We start from the raw sequence: 22,896 nt of genomic DNA, 5'->3' as shown, positions 1-22,896 counted from the left end.
GTCAGCAGCGGGTCAGCTCCACCCGGGCAGCCACAGGTGCAGCTGCCAGAACCAGTCGGCGACCGGCATGCCCGACCACACCGGGAAGAAGAACACGGCGAGCACTCCGGCCACGACCACGAACAGTGCGACCGCGAGGCGACGGCCGAGCAGGGCGGCCGGCTCGGGGTCGAACGGCGCCTCGAAACGCGCGCCGTCCCTCGAACGCAGCGGGATCCCGCACAGCATCCCGAGCACGAGCCCCAGCGCGAGGGCCGAGAACGGAGTCAGCACCACCGCGTAGAACTGGAACACCGCCGAGCGCGAGAACGTGAGTACCCAGGGCAGCCACCCCGACAGGTAGCCCGTGAGCACGAATGCGCCCCTCAGCAGCAGGGGGCTGCGGGCCGCCCCGCCGGGCCCGATCCCGAACCCCCCGCGCGAGCGGACCAGCTGCCGCACCAGCAGCCAGACCAGCCCGACGAGCGCGGCCGCCCCTCCCCAGGTCACGAGCGGATTCGGCAGCGGCGAGATGCCCGACACGCACTCGCTCCACGAGCACCCCTCGGACCAGCGCACCTCGTACATCGCGGTCGGCACGAGTGCGAGGGGCCAGCTCAGCGGAGGCGACTGGTACGGGTGGGGCGCGGTGAGCGTGCTGTGCCACGACAGCATCTCGGCGTGGTACTCGACGAACGCCGCGGGCCACGGCGTTCCGGGCGTGCGCCCCCACCCGCCGGGGGTGAGGATCCAGCCCGTCCAGCTCGCGAGATAGGCCAGCGCCGCCGCCGGCAGAGCCAGCACCGCGGTGACCGCCGCCTGGGCGGCCGATCGTCGCACCCCCGCGTGCTCGCGCCGGCGCAGCCGAGCGAGCAGATCCCGCACCGCCACGAAGACGAGGAAGAACGCGAGCGGGTAGAGCCCCGACCACTTCACCGCCGCAGCCGCGCCGAAGGCGAGCCCCGCGGCGACGAGCCAGGGGCGCCAGACGAGGATCGGCCGCGCGTCGGCCCGAGATCCGGCGGTGAGGCCGTTCCGGCCCGTCCCGACAGGTCGATCCTGCGACCTCAGCGACACCCACTCCGCGTCCCGCCACACGAAGAGCGCGCCCAACGCTACGAACAGCGTGAGAAAGCCGTCGAGCAGCGCCACGCGGGTCAGCACCACGTGCACGCCGTCGATCGCGAGCAGCAGGCCCGCGGTGCACGCGATGACCAGGCTGCGCGAGAGCAGCCAGCCGAGCCGCATCACCACGGCGACCGTCGCCACGCCCGCCAGCGCGACCGCGCTGCGCCAGCCCCAGCCGCTGTCCGGGCCGAAGACCAGGATCCCGAGCCCGATCAGCCACTTGCCGAGCGGCGGGTGCACGGCGTTGGACGGTGCGTCGCCGAACGCCGTCGCGCGAGCCCCGGCCATCGAGGGCTCGTCGTCCGGCCAGGCGGTCGGGAAGCCGTGCGCGAGCTGGCTGATCGCGTCGCGCACGTAGTAGAGCTCGTCGAACACGAGCACCCCCGGGCGGTCCAGCGCCCAGAACCGCAGCACGGCGGCGATCCCGAGCACCAGCGCGGGAGCGACCCAGCGCAGCCACCGTCTTCCCCTCATGCCCCCAGACTAGGGCTGGCGCGGTGAGGGGCGCTCGGGTGCGGCGCCCCTCGTGCGGTGGAGCGCCCATCGAAGCGGCTGCAACCCGGGAAGCCGTCCGCTCCGGCGGGGATCCGGTGCACGACGAATCGAGTGATGATGGCCCGGCGCCGACGGGGCTACGATGGTGGGGTGATTACGCGGCTCAGCAACTACTTCCTGAAGACCCTCCGTGAGGATCCCGCCGACGCCGAGGTGGCCAGCCACAAGCTGCTCGTGCGCGCCGGCTACATCCGCCGACAGGCGCCGGGAGTCTTCGGCTGGCTGCCGCTGGGGCTGCGCGTCAAGGCGAAGCTCGAGCAGATCATCCGCGACGAGATGGCCGCGGCGGGCGCCCACGAGGGGCACTTCCCCGCCATGCTGCCGCGCGAGCCCTACGAGGCCACCGGCCGCTGGGAGGAGTACGGCGACGCGCTGTTCCGCCTGAAGGACCGGCACGGCGCCGACTACCTGCTCGCCCCCACCCACGAAGAGGCCTTCACCCTGATGGTGAAGGACATCGTCTCGTCGTACAAGGATCTGCCCCTCTCGCTCTACCAGATCCAGGACAAGTACCGTGACGAGGCCCGGCCCCGCGCGGGCCTGCTGCGCGGGCGCGAGTTCACCATGAAGGACGCGTACTCCTTCGACGTCTCCGACGAGGGGCTCGCCGCGAGCTACCAGCGGCAGCGCGACGCCTACGAGCGCATCTTCTCCCGGCTCGGCCTCGAATACGTGATCGTCTCGGCCGACGCCGGAGCGATGGGCGGGTCGCGCAGCGAGGAATTCCTGCTGCCGATCGGCATCGGCGAGGACACCTTCGTGCGCTCGGCGGGCGGCTACGCCGCGAACGTCGAGGCCTACGCGACGCCCGTGCCCGATCCGGTGCCCGCCGAGGTGATCGCGGGCCTGCCGCAGCCGGTCGTGTTCGACTCGCCCGACACCCCCACGATCGACACGCTCGTCGCGCACACGAACGCGGTGCTGCCCCGCGAAGACGGCCGGGCCTGGCGGGCCGCCGACACGCTCAAGTGCCTCGTGTTCGCGGTGACGAACCTCGAGGGCGAGCGCTCGCTCGTGGTGATCGGCGTGCCCGGCGACCGCGACGCCGACATGAAGCGCGTCGAGGTGGCGTTCCCCGGCTGCGAGGTCGAGCCCGCGACCGCCGCGGACTTCGAGAAGCACCCCGGGCTCGTCAAGGGCTACATCGGCCCCACGCTGAACGGCGAGGCCGTGCTGGGCCTCGAGGGAACGACGGGGATCCGCTTCCTGCTCGACCCCAGGGTCATCGACGGCACCCCCTGGGTGACCGGCGCGAACGAGCACGAGAAGCACGTCGCGCACCTCGTCGCGGGCCGCGACTTCACCGCCGACGGCGTGGCCGACGTCGCGACCGTGCGCGACGGCGACCCCGCGCCCGACGGCTCGGGCCCCATCGAGACCGCTCGCGGCATGGAGATCGGCCACGTCTTCCAGCTCGGCCGCAAGTACGCCGAAGCCCTCGGCCTCAAGGTGCTCGACGAGAACGGCAAGCTCGTCACCGTGACCATGGGCTCCTACGGCATCGGCGTGACCCGCATCATGGCGATCCTCGCCGAGCTGCACCACGACGACCGCGGGCTGATCTGGCCCGCCGCGGTGGCGCCGTTCGACGTGCACCTCGTCGCGACCGGCAAGGACACGGCCGTCTACGACATCGCCGACTCGCTCGCCTCGACCCTCGACGCCGCGGGCGTCGACGTGCTGTTCGACGACCGGCCCAAGGTGTCGCCCGGCGTGAAGTTCGGCGACGCCGAACTGCTCGGCGTGCCGCGCGTGGTGGTCGTGGGACGCGATGCCGCCGAGGGTTTCGCCGAGGTGTGGGATCGCGCCGCGGGCACGAAGGATCGCGTCGCGCTCGCCGACGTGCCCGCGCTCTTCACGGGCGCGGCCGCGCAGTAGCGGAGACGACGCGCGCTGCGCGTGATCGGAGAGGCCCCGGATCGCTCGATCCGGGGCCTCTTTGCGTATCAGAGCGTTGACCGCACTTCGCCCCCACATGGTTGATGGCTTGATTCTTGCCTGAGTTATCCACAGATTTGGATTGATTACGCATTGTGAAGTCACATAGAAGATAGCGTTGCAGACATCGCCTCAGCGGCGACCTCTCACTCATCGTCTTCGCGGGCGCTTCTCCTCGCGGACCGGAACGAACGGACCCCCATGGCTAACATCAGCGTCTCCTACGCCGAGATCGAGCAGTCGGCGACCCAACTGGGCGTCGGGCGCGACGAGATCACCCAGAAGCTGCAGCTGATGCAGCAGCAGATCGCCTCGCTCGTGTCCTCGGGTTTCGTCACCGACCAGGCCTCGGTGCGATTCAACGAGGCCTACGGGCAGTACACCGCGAGTGCCAACACCGTGATCGAGAAGCTCACCGAGATCCAGAGCTTTCTCACCCAGACCGCGAACGCGATGCGCGACATGGACGCGCAGATCGCGTCGCGGATCAACTAGGGCCGGCCTGCTGCTCGGTCGAGGAGGGTTGCGCCGTGTCTGATCTGAAACTGTCCAGCGAGCAACTGCATGCGGCTGCCTCCGGGTTGCACCGCGCGTGTTCCGCCGTTCCCGCGAGTGCGGTGACGGGGCTGCCGATACGTGGCGCCGCCACATACGAGAACGTGACCGACCGCATCGACGCGTTCCTCCGGGCCGTCGAGACCGGCATGGCGGAGCTCTCGATCTCGGCGGCTTCCGCTCGCGCTTCGGTCATCGCCGTCGCCGATACGGCGAAGCAGACTGATAATCGCATTGCGCACGGCGTCGGCTCCGGCGGAACAGCGACGGTCTAGTCATGCCGGTGCTGCTGCCCCCGGTCGAAGGCGGCGTACTGCACGAGCGGTCGCCCGTGGTGGGGTCTCCCGCCGACGCGGCTCAGGCCGCCCAGGTTCTACGCGGCGTGGTCCGTCGACTCGAAGAGATGATCGGGCACACGGTCCAGGCGTCTGGATCTTTGAACGCGATGCGGGCGGTGAGCATACGGAACCTGCGGGCCCGGCTCGACAGCCGTGTGGTTTCCGGAGCCCGCGCGTTCACCCGGTCGGTGACCGCAGGTGCGCAGGCGTTCGGCAGGTACGCGTCCGAGATCGAAGAGGTCCACACCGCCGCGCATGCGGTGGTGACCCGGGTTGAATCCGAACTGGCCGTGATCGTCGCGGCCTCCCGTCGATTGGATGCCGCATGCGAGGGCCTCGGAGTAGGAAGCCGGTGCGTGCCCGAGAGATGGAACGCGCCGCCGAGCGTGTTCCCGCCTGCGGGCCCCGGGGAGTCGGTGTTCGCGGGTGCTGAGACGGTCGACCCCGCGGTCGCCGCGCGCCGGACCGCGAAGCGGGCTGCGCGGGCGCAAGCCGAGGCCGAGTGGGCAAGCGCGGTTCGGATATGGCTGGGCGCCGTGGAGCGCGTATGCGCGGAGCAACGTCTGTGGCGTGCTCTCGTTGAGGATCGGAGGAACGCAGAGCATGCGCTCGTGAACGCACTGGATCGCACGGATATCGGCGAGCTGATCCGTTTCTCGGGAGGCCCGGTTCCTGCGAGCATGTTCCAAACGGATATCAGCGGTACATCGCGGCCCAGAAGTCTCGCCGACGATCCGAACATGCGACGGATCCTTTCGGGCGGGCTCTCTGAGACCGAGGTTGCTGCGGCATGGAAAGCGATCCGAGAGTCGGCGCGGTACGGGAAGAGCGAAGTTCAGAATCTTCCCCTCGACGTGCTCGCGGTGCTGGCGCGCACGAACGGCATTCCGGCCTGGGTGCAGGATATCGCCGGGCGAGCGGTGCTCGATCACGCACTGACCGATCCGGCTTCGGCCTATGAGCTGATGTACGGTTCACCGCCCGGGGATCCGCTCGCTCTCACCGAGTTCATGCGGCATGTCGAGGGGCTGGCGCAGGCCATCACCGATGCTGAAACAAAAGTTGGGAGAGGTCTTCCCCGGGGCACAAAGATCCAGCTCGTGAACCTGGGAACGCACGACGGCGCTCTGACCGCCGGGATCTCGCTCGGCAACCTCGACCGTGCGTCTCAGGTGGGAGTGAACTACGCGGGCATGAACTCGAGCGTCGCCGGGATCGGGAACGGGGTCGACGGGGCCGCGGAGATATTCAAGGAAGCTCGAAGGAGCTCTCCGAACGGTTCGTATGCGGTGGTGATGATGATCGGCTACCGGTCTCCATCCTTCGCGGGAGTGGCATCGATGGCGCGCGCGACCGGGGCCGCGGAGCGCATCGCGGGTTTCCTGGACGGCATTCAGGCGAGCCGCGGCACGAGACGGCTTCCTGTCGAGCAGTTCGCGGTGTTCGCCCACTCCTACGGCTCGACCGCGGTTGCCGAGGCGCTGCAGCACGTCTCGCTGGAGTTCAAGGTCGACAGCTTCGTGACATACGGGTCTGCCGGCTTCGCAGCCGACACCACGCTCGACGGCCTGCGGCACGGGATCAAGGACACGGGGCACCTCTACGCAACGCACGCAGCGGGAGACGGGCTGGCACAGCTGCCGATCAAGGCGCAAGCCGGCACAGATGTCTACCTGAGCGACCGGGTCGACCCGCGGCAGCTCGGGGCCGTGGAGTTCTCGGCCGAGGGCGGCAGGGGTGAGAAGCGGACGAATGCCCACGACATGTTCGTGGCAGACGTCGATGAGAAGGGCAATCCGAGCGAGAAAGTCGGGTATCTGTCGCCCGGGACCAGTTCCGTGAGGGAGATCGCATCGATTCTTGCGACAGGGAAGTTGAGGAGCGATAGATGAGATCGAGAATGGCTCGGATGTTCGGTGTGACCGTGGTGCTGCTGTGTCTGGCGGCCTCATCGGGGTGCGCGCGGGCGGAGAAGGAGAACGGGGAGGTCGGCCTGATGCTGACAGACGAGGTGCGAGACGCGGCGGGGCTCACGCGGTCCGAGGTGGAGCGGATGCCGCTTGCGCAGCAGTTCGCTCTGCTGGGTGAGCGGTATGACCGATCGCAGGATCTTCTGGCAGAGGCGCAACGGCGAGTCAGCTCGGCAGGATGGAAGTACCTGACGAGAGGAATGGCGCCTGAGAACGGATTGTTTAGTCCGTCGGGCGCATTGCCGGGATCCGGCGGCGAGGATTCGTACTATCTGGGGGCGGATCGTGCGATTCAACTTGACGGCGCGGTGGGGGATCCGGCTGACCTCGACCCTGTCCTGGCCTACTTCGATGAGCGGGGCTGGGAGTACCAGGTCAACGACGTCGCGGAGTTCCACCACGAGGTGTACGCCGACGCGGGTGACGGTTATCTCCTCGAGTACCGCGCGCAGGCGAACGGGTGGTATGTGATGAGCGTATACGCGGGCCCGTTCTGGGGGAGTGACAGTGTGCTCACGGCCGAGCTCAGCAAGCGCACGCTCGACGAGGCCTTCGAAGACGAGTTCACGGTCCCGGGGGTGCGGGTGCCGTTCCCCGCGTGGGACGAGCCCGTCGTGAACCCGCCGAAGAAGAACCTGAGCGACCGGTAGTGCGCGAGCGGGCGGGGAGCGGGCCGTGAAGCTGAAGGTCTCGGTGACCCTGCCGCAGGGCGGGGTGCACGATGTCACGCTCTCCTGCGATGTCACGGCGACCGTCGCCGACGTCGCACGATCCCTCATGCGCGCGGGCCTGGGGTCAGACCCGCGCCTCGCCGAGATCGCGAACCGCGGGCTCGCACCGATGACACTGCGCGTCACCCGGGGCGGCGAGGCGAGCACCGTGCTGCTCGACCCTGCGGCCCCGGTGGCGGCCTCCGGACTGCAGTCCGGTCACGTGATCCAGCCGGTGCCTGAATTCGGATCCGCGGGCCCGGCCGAACGGATGATCGAAGCCGCCGCATTCGTCGAGGTGCTGACCGGGGAGCAACGCGGCGTGCAGTTCAGCCTGATCCGCGGCACGGCCCTCATCGGCCGCGACAGGTCCTGCCGCATCCGACTGCTCGATTCCAGCGTTTCGCGCCGCCACGCCGAGGTGCGCGTCGAACCCGACGGCACGATCGCCGTGACCGACCTCGGATCCGCCAACGGCGTGCTGCTCGCCGATGAGCGCCTCACCTCATGCCGTATCACCAGGCCGACCACTCTGCGCCTGGGCGAGATCGACCTCCGCGTCTTCCCCGGGCAGCCCGGCGCCGCCGAACCGCGACCGCCGGCCCTCTCCCACCGAGTGATGCACACCCGATCGCCCCGCGTCGCGCCTCGTTTTCCGGCGACCGGGCGAACGCTCCCCGCCCCTCCCGCACCGAGCGAGCCCGCGCGGATCCCGATGCTCGCCATGCTCGTCCCCATGCTCATGGGCGGCGCCATGTACGCGATCACCCAGTCCCCGCTGAGCCTCATGATGGTGGCCTTCACGCCCATGATGATGATCGGATCGTGGCTCGACGGCAGGCTCGGAAGCCGCCGCAAGCTCAGGAGTGCGACCACCCGCTTCGAGGAAGACCTGAGCGGGGAGCGCGACGAACTCACCGCTCTGCGCAGGCGTGAGATCGAGGTGCGGGCCGCGGAGACCCCCACCAGCGGTGACGTGCGCGCCGCGATCGAGAACCGCGGCGAGCTGCTCTGGACCCGGCGCCCGGAACATCGATCCTTCCTCGAGCTGCGCTTCGGCGAGGGCGCGCTTCCCAGCCGCACCGGGCTTTCCATGCCCGACCGGGGCGATGCGCCGCATCACCAGTGGCAGCGACTGCAGCAGATTGCGGACGAGTTCGAGCACATCTCACCCGTGCCCGTGCTCGAGCGCTTCGACCGATGCGGGGCGATCGGAGTCTCCGGCGAGAGGTACTGGGCCGAGGGAATGGCCGCGTCACTGGTGCTGCAGCTCGCCGGCCTGCACTCGCCGTATGAGCTCGTGCTGGCGTGCTTCGCGGGCGCGCAACACGATGAGGCCTGGGGCTGGCTCAAGTGGCTGCCCCATGTCGACCCCGTTGCGAGCCCCATCCGCGGCTGGCAGCTCGCAGACTCGGAGCAGAGCTCCCTTCGCCTGCTCACCGCGCTCGAGGGGGTGCTCGAAACCCGCAAAGCCGCCCGAGGCGCGCGAGCGGGCATACGCTCTCACCTCGATGAGACCGCCCGCAACGACGAATCCCACGGCGACGCGGTGACCGAGACGCCCGCGCTGCCGGCGATCGTGGTGCTGGTGCTCGAAGACGGTCTGGTTGATCCCGCGCGCCTCATCGAGATCGCGGAGACCGGCCCCGACCACGGCATCCACGTGCTCTGGGCGGCTGCGGATCGCGCCTCCCTGCCCGCGGCCTGCCGCACCTTCGTCGAGGTCGATCGCGGTGAAGGCCGCGTGCACTTCGTGCGCTCGGGAAACGTGGTGCCGATGTCGCGGCACGAGCACGTCGACTCCGCGCTGGCCCGCGACCTCGCCCGACGGCTCGCCCCCGTCGAGGACACCGCGGCACGCGTGCTCGACGAGAGCGACCTGCCGAGATCGGTGCACCTGCGCGAACTGCACGGCACTGACCTGCTCGGCGGCAGCCTTCCCATCGCTCAGGCCTGGGCGCGGAGCGGCTCCCTCGTGTCGGAGTGGCAATCGGGCCGGGATCGCGGCCCCGTCGAACTCACCGCCGTGGTGGGCCAGAGCCCCGACGGGCCCGCGAGGATCGACCTGCGCGCCCACGGCCCGCACGCGCTCGTCGGCGGCACGACGGGCGCCGGCAAGTCGGAGTTCTTGCAGACCTGGATCATGAGCATGGCCGCGAATGTGAGCCCGGATCGCCTCACCTTTCTCATGGTCGACTACAAGGGCGGAGCCGCGTTCGCCGAGTGCGTGGACCTGCCCCACACCGTCGGGCTCGTCACCGACCTCAGCCCCCACCTCGTGCGTCGCGCGCTCACCTCGCTGCGCGCCGAGCTCCATCACCGTGAAGAACTCCTCGCTGCACGCGGAGCGAAGGATCTCATCTCGATGGAGCGTCGATCCGACGCGGAGGCTCCGCCCGCGCTGGTCATCGTGATCGACGAGTTCGCGGCCCTCGCGAGCGAAGTGCCCGAGTTCGTCGACGGCGTCGTCGACATCGCCCAGCGGGGACGATCCCTCGGGCTCCACCTGATCATGGCCACGCAGCGCCCCGCCGGCGTGATCACGGACAATCTGCGGGCCAACACGAACCTGCGCGTCGCTCTGCGCATGGCCGACGAATCCGACAGCGCCGACGTGATCGGGGTGAAAGACGCCGCGTTCTTCGCCGCCGAGACCCCCGGCCGCGGTGCGATCAAGGTCGGCCCCGGCCGCATCGCGCACTTCCAGACCGGCTACCTCGGCGGGCGAGCCTCACGCGAGAGCACATCCGCCGAGATCGAGGTGCGATCCCTCGGCTTCATCGAGAGCGAGCCGTGGAGCATCCCCTCCGAGGCCTCGCTCGCAAGCTCGGCTCGGCCTCAGGCCAGGGACATCGAACGTCTCCGCGACGGCATCGTGGCAGCCTCTCGGCACCTCGGACTCGCCGCGCCTCGCAGACCGTGGCTCGACGAACTCCCTTCCCGGCTGACGCTCGCAGAGCTGCACGCCCGGGCAGACGAAGAGCCCCCGGCTGCTCTCATCGGCCTGCACGACGAACCAGCTGCGCAAGCTCAGCACCCCGTGCACGTCGACTTCGAAGAAGCCGGCAACATCTCCATCATCGGAGCCGGCGGCACCGGCAAGACGAGCGCGCTCATCACCCTGTCGGCCGCCCTGAGCGCAGCGGCCGGCAGCGACCCGGTGCAGATCTACGCCATCGACGCCGCGGGCGGTTCGCTCGCCACGCTCACACCCCTGCCCACCGTCGGCGCCGTCGCGCCGCTCGCCGACACCGAGCTGACGGGCCGGGTGCTCCGACACCTCAGAGCGCTGATCGCCAGTCGCGGGCCGCGCTACGCGACGGTGCGTGCCGGCGGGCTCGCCGCCTACCGCGAGGCCGTGCCGGACAGCCGCGAACCCCGCGTTTTCCTGCTGGTCGACGGGTTCGCCGCGTTCCGACAGGCCACCGAGACGCTCGGAGGAGCCGAGACGCCGTTCCAGATGCTCGCCGAGATCATGATGCAGGGCCGCTCGGTCGGCTTGCACGTCGTGCTCACCGGCGACCGACCGTCGGCGATTCCCGCATCGATGAGCGCGAGCCTGCAACGGCAGTTCGTGCTCAGACTGGCGAATCCGCACGACTACGGCGCCCTCGGGGTGCCGGTCGACGCGCTCGAGAACGCTCCCGCGGGGCGGGGGCTGCTCGCGGGAGACGATCGTGAGATCCAGTTCGCGATCCTCGGCGGCCTCGATCTCGCAGAACAGGCCGCCGCGATCGAGCTCCTCGCCGACGAACTGCGCGCCAGCGGAGTCGAACAGGCGCCGCGCGTCGTGAACGCCCCCGAGCGTCTCCCGCTCGTCGAACTGCCGGCCACGGCGAGGGGCAGGCCGGTGTTCGGCATCGACGTGCGCACGTTCGATCCGGTCGGTCTGCCGAGCCGCGGTCTCGGGGTCATCGCCGGCCCCAGCGGATCGGGTCTGTCGTTCGCCGCGCTCTGCTGCGTCGAAGCCGTCGAGCGCGCGGCCGCCGAACGGGGGCAGCCCATCGACTGCGCACTGCTCAGCCTCGACGAGAACGGTCTTCGAAGCGGCCGGGCGTGGAACCGCCTCGCCCAGGGCGAGGAAGAGGTGGAGCGGCTCGCGGGGGAGCTCGTCGTCGCCATCGGGGGCCGGAGCCCCGCGCGCGCTCCCTCCTCTGGAGGAGTGCTCCTCGGAGCCGGAGCGCCTGTCGGCGGGGGAATCATCGGTGCGGGCGGCGGGGAAGGCGGGGCCGAACTCGCCGAGGGCGGCAGCCCCAGCGCAGTCGGGTTCGCGCATGCAGCCGCGGATCGGACTCGAGCAGCCGATGGCCCGCTCGTCTTCCCGAGGGATGGCGCCCAGGGGGTGATCGTCGTCGAACGCCCCGCCGAAGCCGAGGGCACCGCCGCGCTGCCGCAGCTCGTCGCACTCGCCAAGGCCGCGCGCAGGGCCGGTGTGCTCGTGCTGTTCGAATTCGAATCGGGTACGGCGAGCGCCGTCTGGGACCTCTTTCACGCACTCAAACAGCCGAAGTGGGGCCTGTCGCTGCAGCCGGATCAGCAGGAGTCGCAGAGCCCGTTCCGCGAGGATCTCGGCCGCGTGAAGCGCGCGGACTTCCCTCCCGGCCGGGGTTTCGCGATCGAGGGCGGGCGCGCGATCCCCGTGCAGGTGGCGATTCCCCACCCGGTGGACGCATCAGACGAGCTGGGATAAAATCGAGGTTTGATCCGCTGTGCGGATCGATAGCTGAATAGACATTTCAATACTCAAGGAGGCGCCGTGAAGATCGAACTCGTCACGCTGCGACAGATCGAGCGCGAGAAGGAGATCCCCTTCGACGAACTCGTCGAGATCATCGAGCAGGCGATCCAGTCCGCCTACCTGCGTCACGCCGAGAACCAGAACATCCCGGTTCCCCGGGAAGACGAGGTGCGGGTGACGCTCGATCGCAAGAGCGGCGAGATCTCCGTGCTCGTCCCCGAGGTCGACGAGCAGGGCCAGGTCATCGGCGAGGCCTACGTCACCACCGACGAGTTCGGTCGTGTCGCCTCGAGCGCGGCGAAGCAGGTCATCAACCAGCGCCTGCGCGACCTCAGCGACGACGCCGTGCTCGGAACCTTCAAAGACAAGGAAGGCCAGATCGTCTCCGGTGTCGTGCAGCAGGGGCCGAACCCGCGCATGGTGCACGTCGATCTGGGCGAGCTCGAGGCGATCCTGCCTCCCGAGGAGCAGGTGCCGGGTGAGAAGTACCCGCACGGCGCCCGCATCCGCGTGTACGTGACGAGCGTTTCCAAGGGGCTGAAGGGGCCGCAGGTCATCGTGTCGCGCACCCACCCGGGCCTCGTGCGCAAGCTGTTCGAACGGGAGGTTCCCGAGCTCGCCGAGGGCATCGTCGAGATCGTGTCGCTCGCGCGCGAGGCGGGGCACCGCACCAAGGTGGCCGTTCGCGCGAAGCAGCCCGGCATCAACGCCAAAGGCACCTGCATCGGCGAGATGGGCAGCCGCGTGCGAGCGGTGATGAGTGAGCTCGGCGAGGAGAAGATCGACATCGTCGACTACTCGTCGCAACTGCCCGCGTTCGTCGCGAACGCGCTCTCGCCCGCGAAGGTGACCGACGTGTTCATGCTGAACGAGTCGCTGAAGCAGGTGCGCGCGCTGGTGCCCGACTTCCAGCTGTCGCTCGCGATCGGCAAGGAGGGCCAGAACGCCCGCCTCGCCGCGAAGCTGACGGGCGCAAAGATCGACATCCAGCCCGACTCGATCATGAACGACTGAGGGCAGCGTCGAGGGACGGGTGTCTCGATTTTTGCGCCGGAGCGCTCAGGGAGATCGCGCCAGCGATTTCGCACTCCGGTCAGTGAGCTGTGGCGAGCGCAGAGAGCATCGACATCCAGCCTGCGGGGATCGCTTGAGCGGAAGCGCGCCAGCGGTTCTGCGCGATCCGCGGCGGCGCCACTGCGCCGCATCATGAACGACCGAGTTTCGTTCGAGGCCGAGCCCCGGTCCTGCACGGGACCCCCGGGCTCTCCCCGCGTGCGCCGACACGCGGGGAGAGCCCGGGGATCGCTGTGAGCGCAGCACCGAAGGAGAGCGAGAAGTGGGAAGCTGGTAAGATGGATTCGGTTCGGACCTGTGTCGCGTGTCGCAAGCGTGCGTCGCGCGCAGAACTGCTGCGTGTAGTGCTGCACGATGACCGGCTCATTGCCGATGATCGTGCGGTGCTTCCCGGGCGGGGAGCCTGGGTGCATCCCACGGCGCAGTGTCTGGAACGAGCGGTGTCTCGCGGAGCTTTTCCGCGTGCATTGAAGGTGTCGGGCAAGCCTGACACCGGCCCCTTAGAGAACAGGCTGAAAACACTCATGGACAACTAATGAGCGGCTCACAATGAGGCCCGTCCGATAACCAAGGTTCTCGCCTGTCTGGCGTGAACCCAGACAGGAGAAAAGTGGCAAACCCACGCGTACACGAGATCGCTACTGAGATCGGTGTGGATAGCAAGGTCGTGCTGGCCAAGCTGAAGGAGATGGGCGAGTTCGTCAAGGCGCCCTCGTCCGCTATCGCGCCCCCGGTGGCGCGCAAGGTCAAAGCCGCCCTCGAGGCGGATGGCGTGACCAAGAAGAACGACGGTGCGACGGAGCCGAAGCCCGCCGCCAAGAAGCCCGCCGCGCCGAAGCCCGGCCCGAAGCCGGCTCCGAAGGCTGAGGAGCCCGAGGCTCCCGCTGCCGAGGAGTCGAAGAAGTCCGCGGCGCCGAAGGCCGAGGCCGCCCCGAAGTCGAGCGCTGCGGCTGCTCCGACGCCGGGCAGCTCGCCGAAGCCCGGTGCGAAGCCGGCTGCTGCGCCCAAGGCGGGCGCCAAGCCCGCCCCCAAGCCCGCGGGCCCCCGTCCCGGCAACAACCCGTTCGCGTCGAGCCAGGGCATGGGCATCCCGCGCCCGCCCCGCCCGGGCAACAACCCGTTCTCGCCCAACCAGGGCATGAATAGCGGCGGCACCGGCCGCCCCAACCCCGGAAACATCCCCCGGCCCGCTCCGCGCCCGCAGGGCGCAGGTGCCGGCGCAGGCGCGGGTCGTCCCGGCGGCGCAGGCCGTCCGGGCGGCGGACGCCCGGGCGGCGGCGGTGGCGGCTTCAACCGTCCCGGCGGCGGCACCGGCCCCGGCACCGGCTTCGGCGGTCCCCGTCCCGGCGGCGGCTTCGCCGGTCGCGGTCGCGGTGGTCGCGGCGCCGGCACCGCGGGTGCGTTCGGTCGCGGCGGCTCCAAGAGCAAGGCGCGCAAGTCGAAGCGGGCGAAGCGGCAAGAGTTCGAGATGCGGCAGGCGCCGTCGATCGGCGGCGTGCAGGTTCCTCGCGGCGACGGCAACACGCCGATTCGTCTGCGTCGCGGTGCATCGCTCTCCGACTTCGCCGACAAGATCGATACGAGTGCGTCGAACCTCGTGACGATCCTCTTCCACCTCGGTGAGATGGCGACCGCCACGGAGTCGCTCGACGAGGCGACCTTCGAGATCCTCGGTGACGAGCTGGGCTACAAGATCCAGATCGTCTCGCCCGAGGACGAGGATCGCGAGCTGCTCGAAGGCTTCGACATCGACATTGAGGGCGAGCTCGAGGATGAGGGCGACGAGGTGCTGCAGGCGCGGCCCCCGGTGGTCACCGTCATGGGTCACGTCGATCACGGCAAGACCCGTCTGCTCGACGCGATCCGCAAGGCGGACGTGGGCGGCGGAGAGGCCGGCGGCATCACGCAGCACATCGGCGCCTACCAGGTGCACACCATGCACGACGGCATCGATCGCGCGCTGACCTTCATCGATACCCCGGGTCACGAGGCGTTCACCGCCATGCGCGCCCGTGGTGCGCAGGTGACCGACATCGCGATCCTCGTGGTCGCGGCCGACGACGGCATCATGCCCCAGACGATCGAGGCTCTGAACCACGCGCAGTCGGCGAACGTGCCGATCGTGGTCGCGGTGAACAAGATCGACAAGGAGGGGGCGAGCCCCGACAAGGTGCGCCAGCAGCTCACCGAGTTCGGCCTCGTGGCCGAGGAGTGGGGCGGCGACGTGATGTTCGTCGATGTCTCGGCGAAGAACAACATCGGCATCACCGATCTGCTCGACGCCGTGCTGCTCACCGCCGACGCGGGCCTCGACCTGCGCGCGAACCCCGACAAGGACGCGCGAGGCGTCGCGATCGAGGCGAAGCTCGACAAGGGGCGCGGCTCGGTCGCGACCGTGCTCATCCAGTCGGGTACGCTGCGCGTCGGCGACGCGATCGTGGCGGGCACCGCCTACGGTCGTGTGCGTGCGATGAGCGACGAGAACGGCGATGCCGTGGTCGAGGCGCTGCCCTCGCGCCCCGTGCAGGTGCAGGGCCTGTCGAGCGTGCCGCGCGCCGGTGACAACTTCATCGTCACCTCCGAGGACCGCACCGCCCGTCAGATCGCCGAGAAGCGCGAGGCGGCTGAGCGCAACGCCCAGCTGGCCAAGGCTCGTAAGCGCATCAGCCTCGAGGACTTCACGAAGGCCCTCGAGGACGGCAAGGTCGAGTCGCTCAACCTCATCATCAAGGGCGACGTGTCGGGTGCCGTGGAGGCGCTCGAGGAGTCGCTCATGAAGATCGAGGTCGACGAGTCGGTGCAGCTGCGCATTCTGCACCGCGGTGTCGGCGCGATCACCGAGTCGGACGTGGACCTGGCGACGATCGACAACGCGATCGTGCTCGGCTTCAACGTGCGGCCGGACGTCAAGGCTCGCGAGCGCGCCGCGCGCGAGGGCATCGACATCCGCTTCTACAACGTCATCTACAACGCGCTGGACGACATCGAGAACTCGCTCAAGGGCCTGCTCAAGCCCGAGTACGAAGAGGTCCAGTCGGGTGTCGCCGAGATCCGCGAGGTGTTCCGCTCCTCGAAGTTCGGCAACATCGCGGGTGTCATCGTGCGCAGCGGTACGATCACGCGCAACGCGAAGGCGCGCGTGATCCGCGAGGGCGTCGTGATCGCCGATGGCCTCGCCATCGAGTCGCTGCGCCGCTTCAAGGACGACGTCACCGAGGTGAAGACGGACTTCGAGGCCGGTATCGGCCTCGGCAAGTACAACGACATCCAGATCGGCGACGAGATCGAGACCACTGAGATGGTGGAGAAGCCGCGCGCGTAGCGAGCGGTTCCCGCGAGAAGGGGGTGGGGAGGATCGGCACTGCGCCGATGCTCCCCGCCTCCTTCTCCGTTGCGCCCGCCGCGCAGTGGATCCTGCGTCGTTCGGACGGGCGCCCTCGCTCAGCCCAGCTGCTGCACGCGGACGGTGTTGCCGGCCGGGTCGCGGAACGCGAAGTCTCGGGTGCCCCAGTCCTGGTCCATGGGCTCCTGGAGCACGTCGACGCCCGACGCCTCGACCTTCTCGAACAGCTGCTGCAGCTCATCGGCGGCGAAGACGATCGAGGCGTAGGCGCCCTTGGCGACCAGCTCGCGCACCACGCGGCGCTCGTCGTCGGTGAGGCCGGGGTCGATGGCGGGCGGCGTGAGCACGATCGAGGTGTCGGGCTGGCCGGCGGGGCCGACTGTGATCCACCGCATGTCCTCGTATCCGACGTCGTTGCGGACTTCGAATCCGAGCACGTCGCGGTAGAACGCGAGGGAGGCCTCGGGATCGGTGTGGGGCAGGAACGTGACGTGAATGTTGATCTTCATGCCGGTCACGCTACTCGCCGGTCGGGCGCGAGACTTCTCGATTCCTGACCGGTTTCGTGGCCCGCATGGTGATGATGCCGGGCAGCCCGGTGAGGGGCGGGCCGCCCTCGCGCCGGTATCGCCCGGGCGGCATGCCCACGAGCTCGGTGAATCGGGTGGTGAACGTGCCGAGGGAGCCGTAGCCGACGGCGAAGCACACGTCGGTGACGCTGAGGTCTCCGCGCCGCAGCAGGGTCATGGCGCGCTCGATGCGGCGGGTCATGAGGTAGCTGTAGGGGGATTCACCGTAGGCCGCTTTGAACTCGCGGCTCAGGTGACCCGCCGAGAATCCGACGCCACGCGCGAGCGATTCGACGTCGAGCGGGCTCGCGTATTCGCGGTCGATGCGATCCCGCACCCTCCTCAGCAGCGTGAGGTCGTGCAGTCGCCGATCCTCGTCGTTCGCTCTGCTCACGGGTCCATCTTCCCGGATCGAGGGCGGTCTACGCGATCCCTTGGAGGAGGGATTGGAGCCATGACGAGGGAGGCGCGAGCGCGAGCTCGCCGCGGAGGGGGCGTCGCGGTGCGCTCCCTGTCGGAGGCTGGCGGTAGGCTTGGGGCATGAGCAATCCCAGGGCCGGCAAGGTGGCAGAGCGCATCCAACAGATCATCGCGCGCAGGCTGGAGAAGGGGCTGCGGGATCCGCGTCTCGGCTTCGTCACCATCACCGATGTGCGCGTGACGGGCGATCTGCAGCAGGCGAGCGTGTTCTACACGGTCTACGGCGACGAGCAGGAGCAGGCGGACTCGGCGGCGGCCCTGAAGGCCGCCACGGGCATGCTGCGCACCGAGGTGGGCAAGCAGCTCGGCACGCGACTCACCCCGAGCCTCGAGTTCATCCACGACGAGCTGCCCGAGAGCGCGCAGCACCTCAACGAGCTGCTGGCCGAGGCGAAGCGGCGCGACGAGGAGGCGGCGGCGCTCGCGGCCGGCGCGAAGTACGCGGGTGAGGCCGACCCGTACGTGAAGCCCCGCGAGGACGACGAGGACGACTGAGCTGAGGCGGCCTCGCTCTTCCGCGGTCGGGATCAGGGCAGACGCACGCCGCCCCCGAACTCGACCACGAGCCCGTCGGCGATGAGCGAGTCGTAAGCGCGGCGGGGCTGTTCGGGATCGCGCACCCCGCCCTCGGCCGCCGCCGCGAGGACGTCCTCGACCGAGACCGGGGCGTCCGCTCTGCGCAGCAGCGCCATAATCCGACCGCGCACCTGACGGTCGCTCCCCTCGAACTTCGCCTGGCGCGGCCGTTTGGCGGGCGCGTTATCGGGGTATCCGGCGCCCCGCCACTCGCACCACTGCGCGACGGGGCATGCATCGCAGCGGGGCGCGCGGGCGGTGCAGACGACCGCGCCGAGCTCCATCGCGGCGGCGTTGAAGACGGCGGCCTCGGCGGGGTCGTCGGGCAGCAGCAGCTCCATGTCGACGAGGTCGCGCGGGGAGGGCATGCCGGCGGCGGCCGTTCCGTGCAGCAGTCTGGCGAGCACGCGCCGCGTGTTGGTGTCGACCACGGGGTGGCGCTCGCCGAAGGCGAAGGCGGCGACGGCGCGCGCCGTGTAGGGGCCGATGCCGGTGAGGGCGAGCAGCTGCTCGACGTCCGCCGGCACGCGGTCGCCGTGCTGCTGCGCGATCTCGACGGCGGCCCGGTGCAGCCACAGTGCGCGGCGGGGGTAGCCGAGGCGATCCCACGCGCGCACCGCCTCACCCGGCTCCTCCGCGGCGAGAGCCGAGGGGGCGGGCCAGCGCTCGATCCACGCCGTCCACCGCGGCAGCACCCGCTCGACCTGGGTCTGCTGCAGCATGAACTCGGAGACGAGGATGGCCCACGGCGTCGCGTCCTCGGCGCGCCAGGGCAGGTCTCGCGCGGTGCGCGCGTACCAGGCGTTCAGCTCGCGCGCGATCGCTGTTGTGTCCACCCGCTCAGCCTAGCGAGGCGCCGCCCGAGGCCGGACGCGAGGACGCTCCCTCGCAGGGTGGGCCGAAGGCACTCCCCGCGAAGCCCGGCGATTGGATCGGCCCGGCCTCGTCTCATGAAGACGCCGCGAAACGGCCTGCTCGGGAGGAGAAAGCTGGGCGGATCGGCCGGGTGCGGGATGGGTCAGGGGCGGGGCGCGCCCCTCGGTAGGCTGGTGGCGTGACGAACGACCCCCGGAGTGCTCCCGCCGTGCTGCCCCCGCAGGGCGCGATCCTGCTGATCGACAAGGCGGAGGGGTGGACGAGCCACGACGTCGTCGCGAAGGCGCGTCGGGCGCTCGGCACGCGCAAGGTGGGGCACGCGGGCACGCTCGACCCGATGGCGACGGGGCTGCTGGTGCTCGGCGCGGGCCCCGCGACCCGGCTGCTCACCCACCTGGTCGGCCTCGACAAGACCTACACGGCGACGATCCGTCTCGGGTCCGCGACGGTCACCGACGATCGCGAGGGGGAGACGCTGAGCATCGCCGATCCCGGGGCGGTGGTGTCGCTCGCGGCCGATCCGGCCCGCATCGCGGCTGCCGTGGCCGATCTCACCGGCGAGATCGAGCAGGCGCCGAGCGCCGTGAGCGCGATCAAAGTCGACGGACGCCGCGCCTACGACCGGGTGCGGGCGGGCGAGCAGGTCGAGCTGCGGAAGCGCCCGGTGACGGTCCACGCGTTCGAGCTCGGCGAGTCGCGCCCCGGCGTCGCGATGGGCGCGGACGGCGCGGAGCACCCGGTGATCGACATCGAGGCCACCGTGCAGTGCTCGTCGGGCACCTACATCAGGGCGCTCGCCCGCGACCTGGGCTCCGCGCTCGGCGTGGGCGGCCACCTCACGGGGCTGCGGCGCACCGAGGTCGGGCCCTTCTCGGTGATGGGCGTCACGTCCACGGAGCAGCTGGTGGAGGGGCGGATCGGCGCGCTCGCCGAGCCCGCCGAAGTGGCGACGGCGCTGTTTCCCGAGCTGCGGCTGACCGCCGAGCAGGCCGTCGACCTGGGGCACGGCAAGCGGGTGGAGGTGGATCCCGAGACGCAGCCCGATGCGAAGCTCGCCGCGGCCGTAGCGCCCGACGGGCGTCTGGTGGGCCTGGTCGAGGTGAAGCAGGGGCGCACGCGGGTCGTGACGAACTTCCCCACGCCCGACGCGGGCGCGCCGGGCGGCGTTCGGGAAGGGGAGGGCTCGGCATGATCCTCTGGTACGCCGTCGTCATCATCGTGGTCGCGCTCGCGGGCGCATCGCTGTGCCTGATCGCGGCCCTGCGCAAGCGGGGCCCGGACGACTTCACGATGGGCGCCACGCTGCTCGTCGCGCTGCTGCTGCTCGTTCAGATCGTGATCTCGATCGTCGCTCCGTTCACCGGCAATTCGGCGACGGGCGACCCGCTCGAGTTCTGGATGTACCTCGTCGTCGCGTTCCTGCTGCCCCCTGGCGCGGGCTTCTGGGCGCTGGTGGATCGCACCCGCTGGGCCAATCTGGTGCTCTCGGTCGTGCACCTGGCGGTCGCGGTGATGGTCTACCGGATGCTCGTGATCTGGGGTTAGGGCTTGCCCGACGAGGCACATTTGCGACACGCTGGCGTGTCTTCGACCCTCAAGCGGTTCTTGAGGGTTTAAACTTCCCGGCTTGACTTGAACGAATCACACCGATGTAATTGTGAGGTATCAGCGCACACTCGGTGCTCGGAGCAGAGGAAAGGAGCGGCAGTGTCGGATCAGTCGCAGACCCCCGTTCCGGGAAACTGGTTCGTAGATCCCGTGTTCCTCGGCGTGCCGGGGGTTCGCAGCGACGACGAACTGCTCGCCTGGCAGACCGACGCCCTCTGCGCGCAGACCGACCCCGAGGCCTTCTTCCCCGAGAAGGGCGGCTCGACCCGCGAGGCGAAGCGCATCTGCGAGAGCTGCGAGGTGCGCTCGGAGTGCCTCGACTACGCGCTCGAGAACGACGAGCGCTTCGGCATCTGGGGCGGCCTCTCCGAGCGCGAGCGCCGCAAGCTGCGCCGCGAAGCCGGCTGAGCCCACTCGCCGACGCACGGGATCGAGTCGCTCGCTCGGTTCTTTCTTCATGCCGCCGGGAGCGGGGGCTTTCGCGGGATGCGACGACGGCTGCTGCTTTTAGTGCCGTGCCGGGCATGGCGTCAGGGAGCGATGGCGATCCGCGCCTAGACTGAGCGCGATATGCGTACGAGAGTAACCGCCATTCTGGTCGCCCAGCGGGGCGGAGAGTGGCTCGACCAGACCATCGCCGGGATCGCGGGCCAGACCGTGGCGCCGGCCGCGATCGTCGCCGTGAACAACGGGGGCGCGCAGCGGGTCGGCGAGCAGCTCATGCACAGCGGCGCCGAGCGGGTGGTCGGCCTCTCATCGCGGCTCCCGTTCGGGCAGGCTGTCGCGCGCGGCGTGCAGACCGTGCCGCTCGAGGCCGGCGTCGACGACTGGATCTGGCTGCTCAGCGAGGACGCCTGCCCAGAACCGCAGGCGCTCGAGCACATCCTCAGCAGTGTGCAGCGCGCGCCCTCCGTGGTGGTGGCCGGGCCGAAGCTCGTCGACTGGGACCACCCCGAGCGCATCATCGAGCTCGGCCAGAGCCTCACGCGCTACGGCTCGCGGTGGACGCTGCGTCGGCAGGAGCTCGATCAGCAGCAGTACGACCACATGCAGGACGTGCTGGGCGTGGGCCCCGTCGGCATGCTCGTGCGCCGCGACGTCTGGGAGCAGCTCGGCGGCTTCGATCCCGCGCTGCCCGTGTACGACGACGGGCTCGACTTCTGCGTGCGCGCCCGCCTCGCCGGTCACCGCGTCGAGGTCGCCCCGGCCTCTCGAGTGCGCTTCGCGCAGAGCGGCGTGGCCGGCCCCCACCTCGACCGCCGCCGCTCGGTGCTGCGCGCCGCGCACCGTCAGGCGCGCACCTCGCAGCTGCACCGCCGCATCTCGTACGCCCCCGCGCCGGTCGCGTTCTTCGAGTGGCTCGGGCTGCCCGTCTACGCGGTGCTGCGGGTGCTGTGGGCGCTGATCCGCGAGCAGCCCGGTTACATGCTGGGCGAGTTCGTGGCCGCGTTCGCCGTCTTCTTCCGCCCGCACTCGATCGTCGCGTCGCGGCGCCGCATCCGCAGGCACTCCTCGGCCGGGTGGCCCGCGATCCGGCAGCTCAGGATCGATCCGAAGAGCGTGCGCACCGCCCGCATGATCGACCGCGAGGCGATCCTCGCGTCCTCCGGCCGGCAGAGGCGCGAGCTGCACTTCATCTCGAGCGGCGGGCTCGCGGTGCTCGCGGCGGCGGCGGTCGCCGCGATCGCCCTCACCTGGTGGGCCTTCCCGCAGACCAGCCTGGCCGGGGGCGGTCTCGCGCCCCTGAGCGAGATCGACCAGCTGTGGTGGAACACCCGGCCCCTCGGCGGCGTGCCCGCCGACCCGTTCACCTGGGTGCTCGCGCTGCTCGGCACGCTCACCTTCTGGAACCCCTCGCACGCGCTCGTGCTGCTCATGATCGCGGCGATCCCGCTCACCGCGCTCGGGGCCTGGATCTGGGCCGCCCAGCTCACCGAGTCGCGCGCCGCGCGCGTGCTGCTGAGCCTCGGCTTCGCCCTAAGCCCCGTGCTGCTCGGCTCGCTCGATGCGGGGCGGCTGCCCACCCTCGTGCTCGCGATCGTGCTGCCGTGGCTGCTGCTCGCGGCGACCCGCTGCCGCGAGTCGTGGAGCTGGGCCGGCACCGCGTCGCTGCTCGCCGCCGTCGCCCTCGCCGCGGCTCCGATCCTGATCCCCGCCGCGCTCGTGCTGGTGGTGGTGGGGCTCTTCACGACTCTGCGTGGCGCGGCGCGCGTGCTCACCACGGCGCTCATGCCGGCGGTGCTGTTCGCCCCGAAGATCGTCTACGCGCTCGTGAACGGCCGCCCGCTCGATCTGCTGCGCGACCCGGGTGTGGTCGCCCCCTTCGACGCGGGCACCACCTGGCACCTGCTGCTCGGCTTCCCCGAGTTCGGACTCGAGGGGTGGGCCGGCATCCTCGACGGGATCGGTCTCGGCGGGCCGCCCGCCANCATCCCGGTGTGAAAAATCCGTCGAAAATC

18 protein-coding genes are annotated in these 22,896 nt (G+C 70.1%); 14 read left to right on the top strand and 4 right to left on the bottom strand.

Annotated elements, in window-relative coordinates:
* Positions 1 to 12 precede the first annotated feature (12 nt).
* A complete protein-coding gene (locus tag H490_RS21795) occupies positions 13 to 1,581 on the bottom strand; it encodes a phospholipid carrier-dependent glycosyltransferase (RefSeq protein ID WP_031289861.1) in 1,569 nt (522 codons plus the stop codon).
* 171 nt (positions 1,582 to 1,752) lie between these two features.
* On the opposite strand from H490_RS21795, the gene H490_RS21790 reads away from it, so the two are divergent.
* From H490_RS21790 to infB, 9 genes are all read left to right on the top strand, one after another.
* Positions 1,753 to 3,540 carry a proline--tRNA ligase gene (locus H490_RS21790; RefSeq protein WP_017883567.1) on the top strand — a complete coding sequence of 596 codons (1,788 nt, stop codon included), beginning with the start codon at positions 1,753 to 1,755 and terminating at the stop codon, positions 3,538 to 3,540.
* A 261-nt stretch (positions 3,541 to 3,801) separates the two neighbouring features.
* Positions 3,802 to 4,095 (top strand): WXG100 family type VII secretion target, encoded by a 294-nt coding sequence (locus H490_RS21785; RefSeq protein WP_017883566.1) that lies wholly within the window; start codon positions 3,802 to 3,804, stop codon positions 4,093 to 4,095.
* A 164-nt stretch (positions 4,096 to 4,259) separates the two neighbouring features.
* Positions 4,260 to 4,430, top strand: a complete 171-nt coding sequence (locus H490_RS32305; RefSeq protein WP_017883565.1) for a hypothetical protein — start codon at positions 4,260 to 4,262, stop codon at positions 4,428 to 4,430.
* A gap of 2 nt (positions 4,431 to 4,432) precedes the next feature.
* A complete protein-coding gene (locus tag H490_RS21780; RefSeq protein ID WP_017883564.1) occupies positions 4,433 to 6,385 on the top strand; it encodes an alpha/beta hydrolase in 1,953 nt (650 codons plus the stop codon).
* A gap of 26 nt (positions 6,386 to 6,411) precedes the next feature.
* The gene (locus H490_RS21775; protein WP_152424215.1) at positions 6,412 to 7,113 is read left to right on the top strand and encodes a hypothetical protein; all 702 of its coding nucleotides are present in this window, start codon (positions 6,412 to 6,414) and stop codon (positions 7,111 to 7,113) included.
* Positions 7,114 to 7,138: 25 nt separating this feature from the next.
* Entirely contained in the window at positions 7,139 to 11,863 is a 4,725-nt protein-coding gene (locus H490_RS21770) for an FtsK/SpoIIIE domain-containing protein (protein ID WP_017883562.1), read from the top strand.
* 66 nt (positions 11,864 to 11,929) lie between these two features.
* Positions 11,930 to 12,925, top strand: a complete 996-nt coding sequence (gene nusA / locus H490_RS21765; RefSeq protein WP_017883561.1) for a transcription termination factor NusA — start codon at positions 11,930 to 11,932, stop codon at positions 12,923 to 12,925.
* Between the two features lie 338 nt (positions 12,926 to 13,263).
* Entirely contained in the window at positions 13,264 to 13,521 is a 258-nt protein-coding gene (locus tag H490_RS31650; protein WP_081611614.1) for a YlxR family protein, read from the top strand.
* Positions 13,522 to 13,595: 74 nt separating this feature from the next.
* Entirely contained in the window at positions 13,596 to 16,307 is a 2,712-nt protein-coding gene (gene infB / locus H490_RS21760) for a translation initiation factor IF-2 (RefSeq protein ID WP_031289859.1), read from the top strand.
* A 119-nt stretch (positions 16,308 to 16,426) separates the two neighbouring features.
* Here infB and H490_RS21755 read toward each other — a convergent pair whose 3' ends face one another.
* Together H490_RS21755 and H490_RS21750 are read right to left on the bottom strand one after the other, a co-directional pair.
* A complete protein-coding gene (locus tag H490_RS21755; RefSeq protein WP_031289857.1) occupies positions 16,427 to 16,837 on the bottom strand; it encodes a VOC family protein in 411 nt (136 codons plus the stop codon).
* 10 nt (positions 16,838 to 16,847) lie between these two features.
* Positions 16,848 to 17,291, bottom strand: coding sequence for a helix-turn-helix transcriptional regulator (locus H490_RS21750; protein ID WP_017883558.1), 444 nt, complete (start codon positions 17,289 to 17,291; stop codon positions 16,848 to 16,850).
* Positions 17,292 to 17,437: 146 nt separating this feature from the next.
* Between H490_RS21750 and rbfA the strand changes: the two genes are divergently transcribed.
* Positions 17,438 to 17,872: a 30S ribosome-binding factor RbfA gene (gene rbfA, locus H490_RS21745; RefSeq protein WP_017883557.1), complete on the top strand. Its 435-nt coding sequence runs from the start codon at positions 17,438 to 17,440 to the stop codon at positions 17,870 to 17,872.
* 32 nt (positions 17,873 to 17,904) lie between these two features.
* On the opposite strand, the gene H490_RS21740 is transcribed toward rbfA, so the two are convergent.
* Positions 17,905 to 18,789 (bottom strand): A/G-specific adenine glycosylase, encoded by an 885-nt coding sequence (locus tag H490_RS21740; RefSeq protein WP_017883556.1) that lies wholly within the window; start codon positions 18,787 to 18,789, stop codon positions 17,905 to 17,907.
* A gap of 218 nt (positions 18,790 to 19,007) precedes the next feature.
* Between H490_RS21740 and truB the strand changes: the two genes are divergently transcribed.
* The 4 genes from truB to H490_RS32640 all read left to right on the top strand — a co-directional run bounded on the left by truB (position 19,008) and on the right by H490_RS32640 (position 22,879).
* Complete coding sequence (gene truB, locus H490_RS21735; protein WP_051066159.1) at positions 19,008 to 20,021, top strand: tRNA pseudouridine(55) synthase TruB; 1,014 nt, start codon at positions 19,008 to 19,010, stop codon at positions 20,019 to 20,021.
* Entirely contained in the window at positions 20,018 to 20,374 is a 357-nt protein-coding gene (locus H490_RS21730; protein ID WP_017883554.1) for a hypothetical protein, read from the top strand. The genes truB and H490_RS21730 overlap by 4 nt, the downstream gene beginning before the upstream one ends.
* Before the next feature lie 162 nt (positions 20,375 to 20,536).
* Entirely contained in the window at positions 20,537 to 20,845 is a 309-nt protein-coding gene (locus tag H490_RS21725; protein ID WP_017883553.1) for a WhiB family transcriptional regulator, read from the top strand.
* Between the two features lie 162 nt (positions 20,846 to 21,007).
* Positions 21,008 to 22,879, top strand: coding sequence for a glycosyltransferase family 2 protein (locus H490_RS32640; protein WP_069187456.1), 1,872 nt, complete (start codon positions 21,008 to 21,010; stop codon positions 22,877 to 22,879).
* Positions 22,880 to 22,896: the final 17 nt, after the last annotated feature.

The organism is Leucobacter sp. UCD-THU (genome assembly GCF_000349545.1).
GTDB classification, from domain to species: Bacteria; Actinomycetota; Actinomycetes; order Actinomycetales; family Microbacteriaceae; genus Leucobacter; species Leucobacter muris.
The sequence above is the reverse complement of the archived record's forward strand: the minus strand, read 5'-3'. Positions and strand labels throughout refer to the sequence as shown.

Excerpts from the sequence above, each read along its gene's own strand:
- H490_RS21795 (WP_031289861.1), bottom strand. The coding sequence starts at position 1,581 with ATGAGGGGAAGACGGTGGCTGCGCTGGGTCGCTCCCGCGCTGGTGCTC.
- H490_RS21785 (WP_017883566.1), top strand. The coding sequence starts at position 3,802 with ATGGCTAACATCAGCGTCTCCTACGCCGAGATCGAGCAGTCGGCGACC.
- H490_RS21780 (WP_017883564.1), top strand. The coding sequence starts at position 4,433 with ATGCCGGTGCTGCTGCCCCCGGTCGAAGGCGGCGTACTGCACGAGCGG.
- H490_RS31650 (WP_081611614.1), top strand. The coding sequence starts at position 13,264 with ATGGATTCGGTTCGGACCTGTGTCGCGTGTCGCAAGCGTGCGTCGCGC.
- H490_RS21755 (WP_031289857.1), bottom strand. The coding sequence starts at position 16,837 with ATGAAGATCAACATTCACGTCACGTTCCTGCCCCACACCGATCCCGAG.
- rbfA (WP_017883557.1), top strand. The coding sequence starts at position 17,438 with ATGAGCAATCCCAGGGCCGGCAAGGTGGCAGAGCGCATCCAACAGATC.
- H490_RS21730 (WP_017883554.1), top strand. The coding sequence starts at position 20,018 with ATGATCCTCTGGTACGCCGTCGTCATCATCGTGGTCGCGCTCGCGGGC.